General features: G+C 44.3%; 16 protein-coding genes, 1 other RNA gene and 1 pseudogene. 9 read left to right on the top strand and 9 right to left on the bottom strand.

Annotation, left to right across the window (positions count from 1 at the left end; all coding sequences use genetic code 11):
• Positions 1–503: 503 nt before the first annotated feature.
• From SOHN41_RS05755 to SOHN41_RS05745, 3 genes are all read left to right on the top strand, one after another.
• Positions 504–875, top strand: a complete 372-nt coding sequence (locus tag SOHN41_RS05755; protein ID WP_037458250.1) for a hypothetical protein — start codon at positions 504–506, stop codon at positions 873–875.
• A gap of 417 nt (positions 876–1292) precedes the next feature.
• Positions 1293–2591: an NAD(P)/FAD-dependent oxidoreductase gene (locus tag SOHN41_RS05750; protein WP_007646519.1), complete on the top strand. Its 1299-nt coding sequence runs from the start codon at positions 1293–1295 to the stop codon at positions 2589–2591.
• A 99-nt stretch (positions 2592–2690) separates the two neighbouring features.
• Positions 2691–2903: a hypothetical protein gene (locus SOHN41_RS05745; RefSeq protein ID WP_007646511.1), complete on the top strand. Its 213-nt coding sequence runs from the start codon at positions 2691–2693 to the stop codon at positions 2901–2903.
• 41 nt (positions 2904–2944) lie between these two features.
• Here the strand turns inward: SOHN41_RS05745 and SOHN41_RS05740 are convergent, their stop codons facing one another.
• The 3 genes from SOHN41_RS05740 to aceB form a co-directional block, all read right to left on the bottom strand.
• Positions 2945–3313, bottom strand: a complete 369-nt coding sequence (locus tag SOHN41_RS05740; protein WP_007646510.1) for an acyl-CoA thioesterase — start codon at positions 3311–3313, stop codon at positions 2945–2947.
• A 393-nt stretch (positions 3314–3706) separates the two neighbouring features.
• Complete coding sequence (gene aceA, locus SOHN41_RS05735) at positions 3707–5029, bottom strand: isocitrate lyase (RefSeq protein WP_007646508.1); 1323 nt, start codon at positions 5027–5029, stop codon at positions 3707–3709.
• 135 nt (positions 5030–5164) lie between these two features.
• On the bottom strand, positions 5165–6814 hold the full coding sequence (gene aceB / locus SOHN41_RS05730) for a malate synthase A (RefSeq protein ID WP_007646507.1): 1650 nt from the start codon (positions 6812–6814) through the stop codon (positions 5165–5167).
• Between the two features lie 906 nt (positions 6815–7720).
• Here aceB and SOHN41_RS20315 point away from each other — a divergent pair.
• Positions 7721–8150: pseudogene (locus SOHN41_RS20315) on the top strand (TonB-dependent receptor); the annotation flags it as partial.
• Between the two features lie 78 nt (positions 8151–8228).
• Here the strand turns inward: SOHN41_RS20315 and SOHN41_RS05725 are convergent.
• From SOHN41_RS05725 to SOHN41_RS05710, 4 genes are all read right to left on the bottom strand, one after another.
• Positions 8229–9998: a monovalent cation:proton antiporter-2 (CPA2) family protein gene (locus SOHN41_RS05725; protein WP_007646493.1), complete on the bottom strand. Its 1770-nt coding sequence runs from the start codon at positions 9996–9998 to the stop codon at positions 8229–8231.
• A 222-nt stretch (positions 9999–10220) separates the two neighbouring features.
• Positions 10221–11963, bottom strand: coding sequence for a GGDEF domain-containing protein (locus SOHN41_RS05720; protein ID WP_037458270.1), 1743 nt, complete (start codon positions 11961–11963; stop codon positions 10221–10223).
• Positions 11964–12011: 48 nt separating this feature from the next.
• Positions 12012–12227 carry a hypothetical protein gene (locus tag SOHN41_RS05715; RefSeq protein ID WP_007646491.1) on the bottom strand — a complete coding sequence of 72 codons (216 nt, stop codon included), beginning with the start codon at positions 12225–12227 and terminating at the stop codon, positions 12012–12014.
• A 40-nt stretch (positions 12228–12267) separates the two neighbouring features.
• Positions 12268–13059 carry an SAM-dependent methyltransferase gene (locus SOHN41_RS05710; RefSeq protein ID WP_037458248.1) on the bottom strand — a complete coding sequence of 264 codons (792 nt, stop codon included), beginning with the start codon at positions 13057–13059 and terminating at the stop codon, positions 12268–12270.
• Between the two features lie 423 nt (positions 13060–13482).
• Here SOHN41_RS05710 and SOHN41_RS05705 point away from each other — a divergent pair, with 423 nt between their 5' ends.
• Positions 13483–13974 carry an outer membrane protein assembly factor BamE gene (locus tag SOHN41_RS05705; protein WP_007646488.1) on the top strand — a complete coding sequence of 164 codons (492 nt, stop codon included), beginning with the start codon at positions 13483–13485 and terminating at the stop codon, positions 13972–13974.
• Between the two features lie 96 nt (positions 13975–14070).
• Here the strand turns inward: SOHN41_RS05705 and SOHN41_RS05700 are convergent, their stop codons facing one another.
• Complete coding sequence (locus SOHN41_RS05700) at positions 14071–14403, bottom strand: RnfH family protein (protein WP_007646487.1); 333 nt, start codon at positions 14401–14403, stop codon at positions 14071–14073.
• Positions 14393–14830 (bottom strand): type II toxin-antitoxin system RatA family toxin, encoded by a 438-nt coding sequence (locus SOHN41_RS05695; RefSeq protein ID WP_007646486.1) that lies wholly within the window; start codon positions 14828–14830, stop codon positions 14393–14395. Before SOHN41_RS05695 ends, SOHN41_RS05700 begins: the two co-directional genes overlap by 11 nt.
• Before the next feature lie 269 nt (positions 14831–15099).
• On the opposite strand from SOHN41_RS05695, the gene smpB reads away from it, so the two are divergent.
• From smpB to SOHN41_RS19790, 4 genes are all read left to right on the top strand, one after another.
• Positions 15100–15591 carry an SsrA-binding protein SmpB gene (gene smpB / locus SOHN41_RS05690; protein ID WP_007646482.1) on the top strand — a complete coding sequence of 164 codons (492 nt, stop codon included), beginning with the start codon at positions 15100–15102 and terminating at the stop codon, positions 15589–15591.
• Between the two features lie 72 nt (positions 15592–15663).
• Positions 15664–16019, top strand: a transfer-messenger RNA (tmRNA) gene (gene ssrA / locus SOHN41_RS19800).
• A gap of 319 nt (positions 16020–16338) precedes the next feature.
• On the top strand, positions 16339–17235 hold the full coding sequence (locus SOHN41_RS05685; RefSeq protein ID WP_007646478.1) for a BRCT domain-containing protein: 897 nt from the start codon (positions 16339–16341) through the stop codon (positions 17233–17235).
• A 17-nt stretch (positions 17236–17252) separates the two neighbouring features.
• Positions 17253–17942 (top strand): FRG domain-containing protein, encoded by a 690-nt coding sequence (locus tag SOHN41_RS19790; RefSeq protein ID WP_007646476.1) that lies wholly within the window; start codon positions 17253–17255, stop codon positions 17940–17942.
• The last annotated feature ends 130 nt before the right edge of the window (positions 17943–18072 follow it).

Raw genomic sequence — 18072 nt, 5'->3', positions numbered from 1 at the left:
TTCATAGCAAAATGATATAAAAAAACGTGATCTCTGTAGGTTACACTCTGTTACAGATCCGATAAACTGTTTCCAGTTCGCTTTTTCCCTGCAAAAGATGAAGCCAGCTGAGAGGCCCATTCTAAGGAATGGGCCTCTGTCCATTCTCCCTTCTGCTTTTATGGCCTGCGTTTATTCCATCAATACGCGATTACTCTATTTATTGAGCCTAACACTATTTTTATCACTTACACTGATAGCACTGACCGTCAATTGTTGCTTTATTAATCAGTAATTCAGTAAAAACGAAACTTCATTCTAAACTGAGAGCTAGCACAAAGTTATTGGTAAAAAACTCATGCTAAATAGAGCCATAACAAACCTAAGCAACTGTTTAATTTTCATACAAAAAGAAACTATTTATTTAGAAAAACAACCGAACATAATGACCATAATTAATGATTGACCGGATTCAAAAACGATGCCTATGATGGCAACAATATCCTCGAACAGGTAGGTACGCTATGACAGCAATCACGCACGTATATAACTACACAGTTAGATGTCCGCATTACAAAGATCCTGAACATCCCGTAACTTGGTTAAACCATATCGAAATGAACCAGTCCTGTGAAATTGCGTTAAACCGTATTACCAAATGGCATGAACTTTCAGGTAATAAATCCTTCGAAACCAATAAGTTTATTGTTCGTAAAGCCGAGAATGAAGACGCTTACTTTTCCATGCAGAGTGACAGGTTGAAAAATGATGGCCACGCCCTCGTCACCTTTAAAATCTTTTTAGACGAATGTTGTGACGATGCCGCGCCAGAGGAAATTATGCAGCATCTGATCGAAGATTATCAGCAGCGTTTAGCCAAGCTCGAACAGGTTTAATCACTCCTCGACGGGTGCCACGCTCAGTGCTGGCACCCATAATAATTGCCACCATCAACTCCCCTATTCACACTCAGCCCATACAGTTTCACCCTCACTCTCCCCAAAAAACAGTTCAAACGCTTTATAGCCCAACAACCGAGAGGTGAGCTAGCGCACAATTATCAAATTCACAGCACGAGACAGATCACACTTCCTGACCTTGCCCGTCAACTTAGCTTGAATAGCGTTCAAACGATAAAACAAAAATTGCAGCAAATTCAAATAGTAAAATAAAAATTGTTATATATTTCAGCTTTTAGAGCACTTTTTACCTCAATTGCCTAGGGCATAATGCCACTGTTAATATTTTGTATCAGGGCCGCAATTTTTGGCTCACACGCTGACCCCAGATCACACTGAACAGGAAGAAATTGCATGGCTATTGCGAATATTGTCATCGTTGGAGGAGGCGCTGGAGGCATGGAAATTGCGACGAAATTGGGCCATAGGCTCGGTCGCAAAGAAAAGGCAAATGTGACACTAATCGATTGTGCCGAAAGTCATATTTGGAAACCCCTACTGCATGAGGTCGCGACTGGCGCACTCGATATCGGCATTGATGCCCTAAGCTATCGAAGCCACGCCGCCGCACATGGTTACCATTTTCAGCAGGGAGCCATGACGGATATTGATAGACAGACACAACAGGTCGTCCTCTCGGCGATTTGTGATGAAAATGGCGAGGTGCTATTGCCCGCACGACGCATAGACTACGACTACTTAGTCATAGCTATTGGCAGTATTGCGAATGATTTCAATATTCCTGGAGTACGTGAATACTGCCAATTTCTCGACAATACCGAGCAAGCCATGGCGATCCGAAAGATCCTACTGAACAAATTTCTGCGCTATGCCAGCCACAGTCTGCTCGCGGATAAAATTAAAATCGCGGTGGTCGGTGCGGGAGCCACTGGGGTCGAAATGTCCGCGGAAATGCACCATGCGGTCGATCAATTACGCGGCTTTGGTTACAACATTGATTCCCGTTTACTCGAAGTAACGCTCATCGAAGCGGATAAACGCATTTTGCCTAAGGTTGAAAAAGTAGAAATCTCTGACTCAGTCGCTAAGGAACTGGCGGTGCTGGGTGTAAAGGTCATGACCAACACCCGCATTAATCGAGTCACGGCAGACGGTTTGACAACAACCGATGGCGTGATGATCCCCGCCGATATGGTGATCTGGTCAACGGGGGTAAAAGCGCCGGATTTTTTAAAGGATATTGGCGCCTTAGAAACCAACCATATCAATCAACTCATGGTAAAACAGAATATGCAAACCAGCCGAGATCCCCATATTTTTGCCATAGGGGATTGCGCGGCATGCCCACAGCCCGATGGCACTTTCGTCCCACCTAGGGGGCAATCGGCAAGACAGATGGCACTAATGACGGCGGACAATATACAACTGCTGCTCGCAGGCAAGGAGGCCATACATGAATATCTCTACAAAGATTTAGGTTCGCTCGTCAATCTTTCTAAATTCCACACGGTTGGAAATTTAATGTCTTTTATTGGCGGCGGCGTGATGGTTGAAGGCAAAATTGCACGTTTTGTCTATACCTCACTCTACCGTAGACACTTAATTGAGCTGCACGGCATCGTCAAGGGAACCCTACTCATGTTTGCTAAGGGCATTAGTCGTATCATCCATCCGCACTTAAAATTACACTAATGACAACGCCTGCATGCTGAGTAGAACATTAAGTGCAACTATCTGTTATATTGATCGCACTTAATATTAGAAACTCACCTTTAAGTGATGGACATCAAGATGAATAAAGCGACACTGATAATGATCCCGCTATTGCTTGCAACTACGGCCTGTGCAGATTTAAAGGACGCTGGACGAGCCATTGGCACCACCACGAAAGATGTCACCAAAGAGATAGGTCATGCCACCAGAGACACGACTAAAGCGATAGGCCATGCATCACGGGATGCGGTCAAGTCAGTCAAGGAGGATTTGACCAAAGACACAGAGTGACGCCTTGGCGTCACTTCATTTTTTTGCAAGGGACTAACCGTTCAGGCCGCATTGGCACGAATGCCATGGGGCACGGGTAAACCTTGAGCATTGACATTGACAAAGACCATCTTATCGATACTGACCACAGGCGCCTGCGTCATCTTATTGCGCACCTGACAACTGACAGTGATAGAACTGTGTCCAAGACTCACTAACTCTAGACCAAATTCGAGTACATCCCCTTGGCGGGCTGGGGTCATAAAATTGATTTCTGAGATCAACTTAGTGACATGACTAGTGCTCTTCATCTGGCAGGCAGCAAAGATGGCGGCCTCTTCGTCAATCCAACTTAATAGCTGGCCACCAAACAGTGTGTTCGCAGGATTTAAATGTTCGGGTTTGACTAAACGACGACTGTAATATTTCATGGCGATGACCTCAATATGAATGCCAACAAACAGCTTAAGTGCGCAAATAAGCTTGCCTTATATTGAGAGCATTATTCAGGCCATTTTTACTAGCCATTAAATAACAATGAGATAGCAATAAGCGTTAATAGAATCCGCTAAAAATTGCACCAACTCGAACCAGAGTTGCACCATAATAATCAGTGAGTTAACAATAAAAAAATAGCGACTCAGAGAGTCGCCAAGCTTAGGCAAGCAAATACTTACTGGGTAGGAAGTTAAGTCACAAGTTTTGACTTAAAAACCCGTGCAGCACATGTAGGCGAACTGCACGGGGGTACAACAGCTGCAACGCAGCTAAACACAGGGCTTACATTGACAACATCTTACGGGTAAATCGACTTTAACAACTGCTTAGAACTGCTCTTCTTCGGTGGAGCCAGTCAGAGCGGTGACCGATGAATGGCCACCTTGGATCACTGTCGTCACTTGGTCGAAATAACCAGTACCCACTTCCTGTTGATGGGCAACGAAGGTATAACCCTTCTTGGCCGCAGCAAACTCAACTTCTTGAACTTTCTCGACATAGTGCTTCATACCTTCACCACGAGCATAGTCATACGCGAGATCAAACATGTTGTACCACATGTTGTGGATACCGGCTAAAGTGATGAACTGATACTTATAGCCCATGTCGGATAAAGCTTGTTGGAAGCGTGCAATTGTGGCGTCATCCAAGTTTTTCTTCCAGTTGAAGGAAGGTGAACAGTTATAGGCCAATAGCTGATCTGGGTATTTGGCGTGGATAGCTTCGGCAAAAATGCGTGCTTCTTCTAAATCAGGCTTAGCGGTTTCACACCAAATCAAGTCTGCATATGGGGCATAGGCAAGACCACGGGAAATCGCTTGGTCAAGGCCCGCTCTAACGCGATAGAAACCTTCAGAGGTACGCTCGCCAGTCACAAAGTCACGGTCATAGGGATCGCAATCGGACGTTAACAGATCCGCCGCATTCGCATCGGTACGGGCAATCACTAAGGTTTCAACCCCGCTCACGTCCGCCGCTAAACGCGCCGCAACTAACTTTTGCACCGCTTCTTGGGTAGGCACTAATACTTTACCGCCCATGTGGCCACATTTTTTAACCGAAGCTAACTGATCTTCAAAATGCACACCGGCAGCGCCCGCATCGATCATCGACTTCATCAATTCGAAGGCGTTTAATACGCCGCCAAAACCTGCCTCAGCATCGGCAATGATCGGCAGGAAGTAATCCACAAATGCTTCATCTTCTGGATTGACGCCATTACCCCATTGTATTTGGTCAGCACGGCGGAAAGAATTGTTAATCCGCGATACCACAGCCGGTACCGAGTTTGCTGGGTACAAGGATTGGTCTGGGTACATAGTGCCGGCCAAGTTCGCATCGGCAGCCACTTGCCAGCCAGAAAGATAAATCGCTTCGATTCCTGCCTTGGCCTGTTGTACCGCCTGGCCACCGGTTAAGGCCCCAAGGGAGTTGACATAACCTTTTTTCGCACCACCATTGACTAAGTCCCATAACTTAGCCGCACCCCGTTTTGCAATGGTGTTCTCTGGCACGATTGAGCCACGTAACGCCACTACTTCCTCCGCCGTGTAAGGACGACGCACATGTTTCCAACGTGGGTTTTCTGCCCAGTCTTTCTTGATCGCATCAATCTGCTGTTGACGTGAAATCTGCGTTGCCTTAGTCATAGGGTCACTCCTTTCTCTGTGATGTTGTAGCTATCATGAAACTGCCCCCCAGTTTCACTATGCTCATGGGTTTAATTGGCGGTAGCCCCGCCACAGCTAATAGTGTTTTACATAAAACCGTTAACAACTTTTATGTTAAGCCGTGAGCATCTCGTAACCGGGTAAGGTTAAGAAATCGACCAGCTCGTCTGAAGTGGTAATATCCTCGAGCAATACTGCGGCTTGGGTAAACTTGCCATGGGTGAACCTGTCGCTACCCACTTCTTGCTTCACATTGGCTAACTCTTCCACCAGCATGTCTTTAAAGAGTTGTTTAGTGACAAGCTTGCCGTTTGAGAGCGACTTGCCGTGTTGGATCCACTGCCAAATAGATGCCCGAGAAATTTCCGCCGTGGCCGCATCTTCCATTAAGCCGTAAATAGGTACGCAACCATTGCCGCTGATCCACGCTTCTAAATATTGCAAGGCAATACGAATATTGAGGCGCATGCCCTGCTCGGTACGCTCACCGTCACAGGTTTTGAGTAGCTCTGCAGCGAGGATAGGTGCATCCACATCGCGGGTAATATGCAACTGATTACTATGGTCTTGACCAATATATTCGTTGAAAATCCCCATGGCCGTGTCAGCAAGCCCAGGGTGTGCAACCCAAGTACCATCGTGGCCGTTTCGCGCTTCTAACTCCTTATCCCTACGTACTCGCTGCAAAACGGCTTCATTTTGTGCGGGATCTTTCGCTGGAATAAAGGCGGCCATTCCGCCCATGGCTAAGGCGCCACGTTTGTGGCAAGTCTTAATCAAGAGTCTTGAGTAAGCACTTAAGAAAGGGGTGTCCATAGTCACCGCCTGACGATCGGGCAACACTCTGTCACTATGGCGCTTTAATGTTTTGATATAACTGAAAATATAGTCCCAACGGCCGCAGTTGAGCGCGACAATGTTAGAACGCAATTCATAGAGGATCTCATCCATTTCAAACACCGCAGGCAAAGTCTCAATCAGGCAAGTACACTTGATAGTTCCCGCCTGTAAACAGAACCTTTCTTCAACAAAAGCAAACACTTTTGCCCACCAACGCGCCTCAATATGGCTTTCTAGTTTAGGGATATAGAAGTAAGGTCCACTGCCCTTCGCCAGCAGTTGGCGATAGTTATGGTAAAAATACAGGGCAAAGTCGAACAGTGAGCCGGGAATGGCCTGACCATTGAACTCAACATGCTTCTCTTTTAAATGCAGACCACGGACACGACAGATCAATACCGCAGGATTTGGCCCCAGCTTATAGTGTTTGCCCGTTTCGGGAGCCGTGTACTCGATATCCCCCCGCACTGCATCGCGTAGATTGATTTGACCTTCGACGACTTTTTGCCAACTCGGTGCTAAGGAGTCCTCAAAGTCAGCCATAAACACTTTGGCGTTTGCATTGAGTGCATTGATCACCATCTTACGTTCAACGGGACCAGTGATTTCTACGCGGCGGTCAAGCAGATCTTTAGGAATACCTCGGATTTGCCACTCCCCATCTCGAATCGCACGGGTTTCGGGTAAAAAGTCTGGCAAAGCCCCCTTATCTATTCGTGCTTGCTTGTCTTTACGCTTAGCCAGTAGCGCAGGAACCTCGTCGCCAAACTCGCGGCAAAGAGACTCGAGTAAGGCAATTGCCCCTTCGGTAAAAATGACTTCCTGCCCAGGGATATCCTTGCCCACAATTGTTAATGGACTACTGGAAATTGATTTCCCCTGCGCTAAATTCAACTGCTGTTTACTCAAAGTGTGTTCCGTCATCTTCTTGCCCTCCCAAGAGGCTCAACTATCACAGTTTTGTCGCAGACACTGGGACAAGCCCCCAATCACCGCTGTCTAAATATCAGCCACAAAACCATCAAATGTTTGTTTCGAACTAAAACTTACCGACAAACCTTTGTATTTGCAACAGTCAAACCAGGGTTGAAAATTGCTTAAAATTAACCAAAGCAACATTTAAAATTGGTCATACCAAGCAAGGAAAACGCAATAAAGCAATTGATTTATAACTAAAATAAAATTGTATAAATAGCATAAATATTTACTAATATGAAAATTGTCAGACAACTTTACCAACGACAATACAATGTAATTTATTACGTACTTTTATTACATTAAGTATTTTTTTAGATACACACTTAAAGCCATATTAGACCTAAGTAGAAATATGAAGATGTTTTGAACTAACCTAGAGGTAAAGATTTAAAATCATTTAAAATCATTTGGTTAAATGTAAAGCACTATACAATAAATTTAAACGACCGTTTCAATTTGACGTTTACGTAAACAGTAAAATCTGTAATCCCATAGATAACTCCCCTTAGGGTTGCGTTTCCAGATCAACAAGGTCGGTTGCTCTGGTTAACTCAAAAAATAAATCACTTTTTTATAAAAAAAATGAAACAAAATCGAAATAACAGCGGCATGTTAGCGAGAATGCCATCAACAGAATGGGATCTGCTCGGTAGTAGGACTCCCTCCCCTTAATATTTACCGTTTTTTATACGTAAAGAATGTCGCTGCAATACCTCTTCCCATCCTGAAACATGTGTTGCATATAGAATCAAAATGATTATTCGCAACCTTTTCATGGGGAGCTACATCAATGAAACCATTTTGCAGATCACTCACAGCACTAGATACTCAAGGGCTGAAGCAAAGGTTGAGGTTGAGGTTGAGCTCAATGCCCACTGAAATGACAACTGGCGTATCAAACCGAACGGTATATACCAAGAAGCAAGGGATAAACAAAATCCAAACAGTTCAACCTACAACAGCAGTCAAAAAGGCGTACCCTATGTGACTACCAGTGCCTGAGTAACCTACAGTGACACAGGTTTGCACTACCGAGCTCAATCGAACTCAGTCTTAGTGCAAAATATGTGGATGATAGAAGCACGCACTCGAGCTCATTTGGGATACCAGAGGGTTACCTGCCTAGCTATACCATAGTGGGATCGGCAATCAGCTACGCCGCCAACTCGTGGAAAGGACTTTCAATATCAACAATCTATTCAACAAAGACTATTACAGTAAAGCCATATTCCTCGGCGGCATGCCGGGCGAAGAGCGCAATGTAAAACTGCAATATAACTAGCGTTTCTAAGTATTTCCCTCGCAGCTATAAACAACAAGAGAGCCAATAGGCTCTCTTGATTCTCTTAGGCAATAAAACTTAACTCACATTTTCCCTATCGCCGCGCATCAAGGACTCCAACTCGGCTTTACCTTTGTTAGATAAATCAATCAGCGTCGCTAAATCATGTTGATGGACAGCACTGGCAACCACCAGTTTTTTATCGTGCTCGGCAAAGATTTTTACCCGCTCGTTGGCCTGCACCTGCGACAAACCTAAGCCTTGAAGGATCTTCTCACTGGCGGATAACGCCGAGCCAAAGGTTTCACGGAACACATCGGTTATGCCCAGACTCATCAAACGATAGGCATGGTTACGATCCCTTGCCCGCGCCACAATATGGATATGGGGAAAGTGGGTTTTCACTTGCTGGGCAATCTCAATGGAATCCTCAACATTATCGACCGCCAGCAAGAGTAAACGTGAGCGTGCTATTCCCGCCGACATCAACATATCTAAACGTCTGGCATCACCAAAATACACTTCACCACCATATTTACGAATAACATCCACATGGCTGGCATCCTTATCCAGAGCCACAAATGGAATACCCGAGGAGGCCAAAATACGTCCCGTTATCTGCCCTACTCGACCAAAGCCCGCGATCACTACCTCAGATTCTGTCACATTAATGGTATCGGGTAGCCGAGTATCCACCACTTTGGCTTTAGTGGCCCGGAACAAGGAGAAAATCATAGGTGTAACCGCCATAGATAGACCGATAGCAAGCACCAAAATCTGTGCAATTTTGTCGCCCACAATACCCGATAATTGTGCCTGCGATAACAGCACAAAGGCAAACTCGCCCCCCTCGGCCAAGATTAATCCAAGGGCAATACTCGGGCGCCAAGTATGGTGACGTAATCGCCCAAGTAGCATCAGCACTAAGGTTTTAATCACTAACATCCCCAGCAATATGGCTAAGATAAGTAAGGGATCGGTCAGCAATAACGTTAAATCCATACTCATACCGACCGCCATAAAAAACAGGCCGAGTAAGAGCCCCTTAAAGGGCTCTATATCCGTTTCAAGCTGATGTCGATAGCTGGAGTTTGCCAGCATAATCCCCGCTAAAAATGCCCCCATACCCGCGGATAACCCGAGCAATTCCATCAACTCGGCACTGCCCATCACCAGCAATAATGCAAAAGCAGTCAGCACTTCACGTACACCGCTACTTGCCACTAATTTAAGCACTCGTGGCAGTAAATATTTGCCCACCAACACAAAGCCGACTAATGCCACACAGGTCCAATACCAAGGCACGGCATGATGTTCAATCTGTGCCGAATTGGGTGCTAAGTAGGCTGTGAGTAACAGCATAGGGATCACTGCAAGGTCCTGCATTAACAGTACCCCAAAGGCATCGCGCCCAAGAGGTGTCGTCAGCAGTCTATGCTCACTCATCAGTTGCACCGCAAAAGCAGTCGAAGATAAGGATAGCGCAGCACCGACCACTAACGCCGCCTCAACCGATAGGCCAAATCCCCAAGCTAAACCACCAATCGCCGCCCAGGAAAGCAGTAACTGACCACTACCTAAGCCAAAGATAGCACTGCGTAGTTCCCAAAGTTTACTTGGATTGAGTTCAAGCCCAAGCACGAACAACATCAGCACTACGCCAAGCTCCGCAAAGTGTAAAACGGCGGCGGGATCGGAAACTAACGCCATGCCTCCAGGCCCTAAAATCACCCCAGCAGCAAGATAGGACAGAATAGGCCCCGCCCCAAAGCGCTTACCCAAGGGCACAAAAATCACCGCGGCGAGTAAAAAAAGTAGCACAGAAGTCAGCAAACTCGACTGTTCCATCAGGGCTCCAACAAAGTAAAAATGATAGGAAACAAGCACGCACACCTAATTATTGCTAATCATACCCTATTTATTTGTTAACAAACCCTAAAACTTAGGAGGAGAAAATCAAAACGCAAGGATAAGTCGGCGGAGGAGGAAAACAGGGATAAACACTAAAGACAAGAAGAGATTGATATCCATCAATCCGCGGCGGCATAGATACCCCAACCGCTAAAACACTTAGGGCATACTCACCAAGCGGTTACCTAAACTGGTCGCTTGTTTATCAGACTTTAACATATCCGAATAGCAAAAAACGCTATTGCGCCCACTGGATTTGACCGCGTATAAGGCCATATCGGCACGGTGCAATAGGGGATCAAGACTTAAATCCTCCGACCTCATACCACTCACTCCAAAACTGGCGGTGATCACAAATTTATGCCCCGAAAAATGGGTATCAATTGCCTCAATTCTGGTTCGACACTGTTCGGCAACCTCCATTCCCTTTGCTTCATTAGCGTAGGGCAGAAAGATTGCAAACTCTTCGCCACCAATCCGAGCAAATACATCACCATTACGGATCTGGGGCTTAAGTGACTCAACGACCTTCTTCAGCGCCCAGTCACCCGTGCCATGGCCGAAAGAATCATTGATCCGTTTAAAATGATCTAAGTCGAACAAGACCACGCAAAAATCCCCATCACGGGCCGCAACTTGCACAAACAGGTTTTCCCCGAGTTCTTGCCCCGCACCACGATTAAGCACGCCTGTGAGGGCATCGATCCTCGCCATGCGCATAAACTTGCGCTTTTGCAGATTCCCAACGATTAATAAAATTCCGAGGAAAAACAGCCCTCCAACTAATATCGTGATAAACATCAGCATATTCGTGTATTCACGCTCTTTTACCGTTTGTTGAGCGATGTAAAGTTCACGCTCTTTATTGAGTAAATTGATTTCACGGGCCTGTTCATCGGCATTAAACTTAGCGGCCTGGTAAGCGAGGGTTTTCATCTTGGACTGATCAAAGATCAGTTGATTATAATACTGCTCTTTTCTTGAGTATTCATAGGCTTGCTCAAATTGTTTATTTTGAGCGCTAATCTTGGCGAGCACCCGTGAGGCAGTGTGCTTAAGTTCCGTATTACTAGAGTCATCGGAAAGTTTCATAAGATGCTGAGCATGTAACTCTGCTTTCGCAAAATCCTGTAACATCAAATAGGCTTCACTGAGCAACGCATGTGTACTATTTATCTCAAGCTGAAAATTAAATGACTCATAGCCTTTTAGCGCATCTAATAGATAGGATACGGCTGGGAGTGGTTCATCCAACCTTAACTTAGATTCACCCATACCTTTTAATGCAATATACGCAATTAGTGGATAGCCATTGGACTCACAAAAACTATGAGTGAATTTAAATTCATCAAATGCTTGAGAATAAGACTTTAATTCTAACTGGTGAACGGATAAATATAATTTAGATACACACACATCTTTAACATCATTAGGAGAAGCAAGAGCAAGAGCTTTAGCTGCGTATGTAGCCACTTCTTCTGTAATCCCCATGGCGGCATAGAGACTGGCCAAACGTAAATATGAGGCACGTTTAAGGTTAACATCTTCAATGCGCTCAATTAATCTAAGACTCTTCCCCATCACATTGAAAGCATCATTAAAATGGCGTAAAGCAATATAGGCTGTCGCCTCATAGCTATATGCAGAAAATAGCATATCAGAATCTTTCAGTAAGGCTTCCGACTGATTCAATGTATCGATAGCTGTTTGATACTGCCCGGCATAAATAGAAGCAGCCCCTTTAAAGACCAAGAATCGCCCCTGTTGCAAGCGCGACATAGAATCAAATTCAGGTTCAGTCGTTTTAAGTAGATTTATCGCAGCGGGTAAATCGGAATGTTGCAATGTTTCAATCTTAGTTAGCGTTTCATCGTAATTTGTAGGTGCAGCAATTAAGGGCATACAGAGTATACCCAAGATAATCGCAAATAAAGCGCAAACACGCTTCAACTAATCACCATTACCATGTGAAATAACAAGGTAGGACTGATAACTTTCATCCCCGCTCAGGTTTTTCAATTTTTCCATATCCCCCGTCATCACCGCGGTAATTTCTTCATCAGTTAACCCATGGGCACGCATCACCGCCTCTGGATCCTGTTTATAGTCTTCCATTAACTGCGCATTTTGGCCTAGCTGGGTGAAAAAATCCGATAATGCAGACATATTTTCTCCTTGTTATTAATAGTGACTCAATATTATCCATTTAGCCTAAATCTTCGGGGCTTATCCCTAACTTAGTCAAAATAGCATAGTTGTACTCCAGCTTTTTTGCTGGCGGAATTAACAAAGTGCTAATCGGTGTTAAGTGCGCTTGGGGTAAATCAACAAGGGGCAAGCGTTCGATACGCGCCGTTTGCACTGGCAAGTTTGCCGCCTCATAAATAATCACCTCATGTTCGAGGGGATACCATTGGTTAAGTTGCTCCACCAGAATTTGCAATCTGTCCGCCGACGTATGGAACTGAGTTAATGTATGTTCACCCGCAATGGCGATTTGCCAGAGTAATAAGTGGGTAGTGGGATCCGGCACATGATTAAAAAACATAAACTGACTGGCTTCAAAACTTTGGTGACCAGAGTTACCAGGGTCGATACCCAGATCCGCCCATAAACAAGCTTCAGCCGAGATCCCAGGCTCCATCTTGGCCGAAAATCCCTCCGTCCGCGCCCGCGTAATTGCCATATGGGAAACACAGGCAAACACGCCCGGATGACCATAGAGTGCACAAACTGTTTTTTTGCCCGCCCTCACGGCCTCCAAAATGGCATTGACCATTTGTTCATAGGTTTGTCTGCGATTTTTTATCTCGCCATCTTGCGCATAAAACTGCTGCAAATTGATGACATTCGGGTTGATTTTCATCAGCCAACGCTGGGAAAAGCCATCGGGCAGGAGTGAAAATACGATATCGGCATGCTCAATATAGCTGCGGCTTAAGACGCTTATCTGTCCCGCTAGCTGCAAACCTGTTCCCACACAGACTAATGACCCCAAATTGCCCCCAAGTTCACCTTACAAGATATGTTTTGTCTCATTAACTAAAGAGTTAGCATAATTGGCGAGATAAACGATAGCGAAACCCTATGCTACTCCCTAAAACCATAAAAAAATGCTAACACCATCAAAGTAAAACCTTTTCACAACTCTACCCATGTTTTTACAACATTGCTACATTGCAGCACTCCATTTGGTAGAATTTGCTTAACCATTGAGTAATCTCTCGCCAAATAAAGCATAAAATAAAAACCTCGGCCCAATAACGAACAAATATCTCCACCATTTGAGAACTTAACCCCAAATCCTAGGTCGAAAACTCACACAATTCGAACTATGAAGGCAGCAAAGCCCGAATGCCCTTGTCATAAGGGGGAATGCTTGGGTATTATGGCCGCCAGATTTTCAGAAGTAGCGCATACAATGATCAATAAAAAGCAAAGTCTTACCCTGCTGGGCGCTGTGGCGCTCTCTGTTTCGCTCAGTGCATGTAGTGTGTTCGATTGGCTGATATATAAGCCGGACATTCCACAGGGTAACTACATGGAACAACAACAAGTTGAAAAGTTGCGTATCGACATGACCAAAGAACAAGCCGAATACATTCTCGGCCGTCCAGTGTTACGCGATAGCTTTGCCGATGATACTTGGTATTATGTTTATCACTATAAGAGTGGCCGCGATGCCAGTATCACCCACAAAGAGTTGATCCTGCGTTTTACGGGCAACAAATTAACTTCGGTAACTGGGGATTATGAATTAAGTAAAGAATTTGATACCCCACTGGAACAAAGCAAATTGCCTATGGCAACAACGACCGAAACAACGCCTTTGATCCCTGTGCAGCGTCCAGATGAAAAGCCGTTAGTGAAAGAAAATCAATCTGAAGCACAAGTGCAAAAACCCATTAAGTAGTGTTAAAAACTTAATAGTACTTTGAATTTATTCAGAAATAAAAAAGCGCCTTAGGCGCTTTTTTATTTCTAATGACCCATAATGCGCAAAATGCAATTAAGCACGGCCACCCGTGACTTTGTTCGCGCGCCCCTCATCCTTAGCCTTATCGGCACGGCGACGGCGTACATCCTTAGGATCGGCAATCAAAGGGCGGTAAATTTCAACCCTCTGTCCCGGTAAAATTACTTGATCATGCTTAACCAGATTGCTAAACACCCCTAATTTCACCGTATCTAGATCGATCTCAGGGAAAAAGCTCACCATATTACTCTGGCGTACTATCTCAATCGCGCTAGTGCCAGGATGCACGCTCACAGAAATGACTTTCTGCTGCATCGGCAGAGCATAAATAACATCGACTATAAACTTATCTGCTTCATTTACCACGGTAAATTACCTTAGCTCGGCTCGTAAACGCCGTCACCATTGATACCATAAGATCATTAAACACTTTACCAAAGGCCATATCGACGAGTGAGCTCGAAAACTCAAAGCTTAAATCGAACTCCACCTTACAGGCATCCTCGGTTAATTCGGTAAAACGCCACTGTCCGAGTAAATGTTTAAAAGGCCCATTTTCTAACGTTAAATCAATACGCTTACCCGGAACAACCTGATTACGCGTGGTAAAAGTTTTACGGATCCCCGCCTTACTCACGTCAACCGAAGCCAACATAGTTTTACCATCAAACTCTAACACTTTTCCGCCAACACAACCGGGTAAAAACTCTTTATATGACTCAACATCATTAACCAAATCATACATTTGCATAGCACTAAAACGAACTAACACACTTCGAGAAATTTGCGGCATAGGGCTTAGGCACTCTTTACATAACCAATTCACGCGATCTCAAGTAAATTCACGTGCCCTAAGAAACCTAGGGAAACTAAAAATTGCATGGGATTTTATCACGATATGCAAAAAACGCATCCCTTGCTCACATAGGGGCATCACCCCCATAGCGTTTTGCACCATGTGAGTATAAAAAATCAGCAATAAAATACTATAGGGTTGAAATAAGTCAAATAAGCCCTTATATCCATTTCAAATTGATTCACCGTGCGTATAATGGCGCCACTATGGTAAAGAAAAACTCAAAAAAAGCCGCGCCTGCGACTATCGCACGCAATAAGCGCGCAACCTTCGAATACCGTTTCGAAGAAAAAATGGAAGCTGGCCTGTCCCTTATGGGATGGGAAGTGAAGTCGATCCGCATGGGTAAGGTCAACCTGTCGGACTGCTATGTATTCCTGAAAAATGGTGAAGCCTTTATGCATGGCTGCACTATTATTCCGCTCAATACTGCATCGACACATGTAGTTTGCGACCCGCTTCGATTAAAAAAATTACTCCTAAGCCGCAAAGAACTCGACAAACTGGCGGGCTTAGTCGAACGCCAAGGCTACTCTATCATTCCGATTTCAATGTACTGGCGTAAAGGTGCATGGGTCAAAGTGGAAATTGGCCTAGGCAAAGGTAAAAAAGATCACGATAAGCGCGAAGACACTAAAGCACGGGAATGGGAAGTTGAAAAAGCCCGGGTGATGAAAAAAGAGAAAACGCGTGGATAATGAACAAACGATTGCACTTGTCATAAATGATACTAGGTTATCTTTAAGCGACAGGTTACAATCAACTTTCTTGGGGGCGATTCTGGATTCGACAGGATTCACGAAACCCTGGGAGCATGCCGAGGGGCGGTTGGCCTCGTAAAAAGCCGCACAGTTATAGTTGCAAACGACGATAACTACGCTCTAGCAGCTTAGGCTAGCTAGCCATCTGACACAGGTCTCTCAAATGGGCAGTGTATACAGATGGTCATCTTACATTTGATAGCGAGGGAACCCCGTCCGGGGGTGAACCGCGAAACAGTACCGGACTCGCCTGATGAAATCCTGTCTTTCGGAGTTTATTCAGGTTAACCAAAAGAAAGACTAAGCATGTAGCGCCTTGGATGTAGGTGTTCTGGACGCGGGTTCAAGTCCCGCCGCCTCCACCAATTTTACCAGAAGGGCTTAACCGCAAGGTTAAGCCCTTTTTGTTTGCATTGAATAGCGTTGACGTATAGCGAATTGTCAAAGAGTTAGGTAAATTGCTTTATCCACTCAAATTAAACTCAGTTTCAAATAGCCGTTATTTGTTTGCGATTAATGATACTTACCAAATTTGTGATTTACGTATGCTGCCAGATGGCCATGCCTATCTGTTTCCATGCTGGTGATAAGTACCAAGTCAACCCAAACACAAACACCACCAAGATCCACGGCAAGGTAGTATCAATTTTAGAAACGGTTTAACAACTAAAATAAGGACATATTATGAGTGATAAAAATCCTCTACTAGACAATGATGGTCAACCCTACAGTCGCATTAACTTTAACCACAACAAGCAAAAAGCGTTGTGCTCGCTAAAAGGCGTGCTAACAGGTGTGATTTGCGACACTAAGCTTAAACCTGCTGAGTTGATTTTTTTAAACGCTTGGCTAAAAGAACATGAATTTTTACAAGATGATCCAGATACTACTGATTTAATCGATTTGCTATCAGATGTGCTTGAAGACGGTTCGATTAGCGATGACGAGCATGAAGATTTGTTTTGTTTAATTGAGGACGTTATCGCCTACAAAGAATTAGACGACTCCAAATGCAAAGATCATCTCAATGTATTGTTAGGGATTTTGAAAGGTATTACTGCTGACGCTGACATTAACGATGCTGAAATTGTATTTTTTAAAAAATGGTTGGCCACAAACACAGATATTGCACATATTTGGCCAGTGCCTCAACTAACCCACAAGATTGATCAAATACTCGCTGATGGCGTTATCACCACAGAAGAACGCGTCGAACTTTATCTGTTAGTCACCCAAGTTACTGGTAATGACTTTAACGAAACGGGTGATGCTGCAGACTCTCCAACTCAATGCTTTGACACTGTGGTAGGTATTACTCACACAGGTAAAGGCTTTTGTTTTACAGGTAAGTTTAAAACTGATAACCGCATGAATATTGAAGCCAAAGCCAAAAGCTTAGGGGCTAACATCATTAAAAAAACACCGACGTTGGCGACTCACTACGTGGTGGTTGGCTCACTATCTAGTCGTGACTGGGCTTACTCAAGCCATGGCACCAAAATTCAGCACGCTAAGCAAATGCAAGCCAAAGGCTATGACATTGCCATTATTTCTGAAGATCAGTGGTTAGCTGCACTTTAACAGTCAAGGTTATTTGAATGAAAGAGCTTTTATCGGTTATACAAGAAGCCGACAATGAGATGGACTCTTCTAGAACCTATTGGTATAGAGGGCACAGCGACTCTAGTTATCAACTTGTTCCAAGTCTGTTTAGGCCGTTCAAGGATGGAAATGGCAATATAACTGGCTACTATGACGAGGCAAAATTACTAAAAGAGTTTGTACGTATACATCCTGAGGCAAGAGAGAAGCATAGAAATAATCTCGAATTACTGACCTATGCACAACATTATGGATTGCCCACAAGATTGCTCGACTGGACAACAAACCTACTAGTGGCAATTTTCTTTGCTTGTAAAGATAATGCAGATAAGGATGCTAATTTAGTCATCTATAAACCAAACCTTGGTTTAAAACTTGACTTCGACCATAATGATATTGATTTCAAAACTGAATTATATGGCGAACTCCCTATTTCACGAACAGAACTAGATGAACATTTTTTTATATTAGGTAGATTCAAAGAACATTTGTTCAATTGCGACATGTTCGGGACTATTAATGGAATACCTACAGACGAGGATACTATTACTAGCGATGGTAGTGAACCTGAATTAAATCTTGTTTCAATGTCTACGTACGGTGCAGATATTAAAGATAGCTTTTCAAAATCAGTACCTTACTTCCCAATAATTCTAAACGAAAGATTAAGGCGCCAACAGGGATAATGGAATGGACCCATCCACTTTTAATCGGCCTCGCAATGGGCCACGATGTAGTCGCTAAAACTCATCAAAAAGAGGACGGGTCCACCTATGAAGATTACTACAATCGGTTTAGATATCGCAAAGTCTGTTT

Source organism: Shewanella sp. HN-41, from assembly GCF_000217915.1.
Taxonomy (GTDB): domain Bacteria; phylum Pseudomonadota; class Gammaproteobacteria; order Enterobacterales; family Shewanellaceae; genus Shewanella.
The sequence above is the reverse complement of the archived record's forward strand: the minus strand, read 5'-3'. Positions and strand labels throughout refer to the sequence as shown.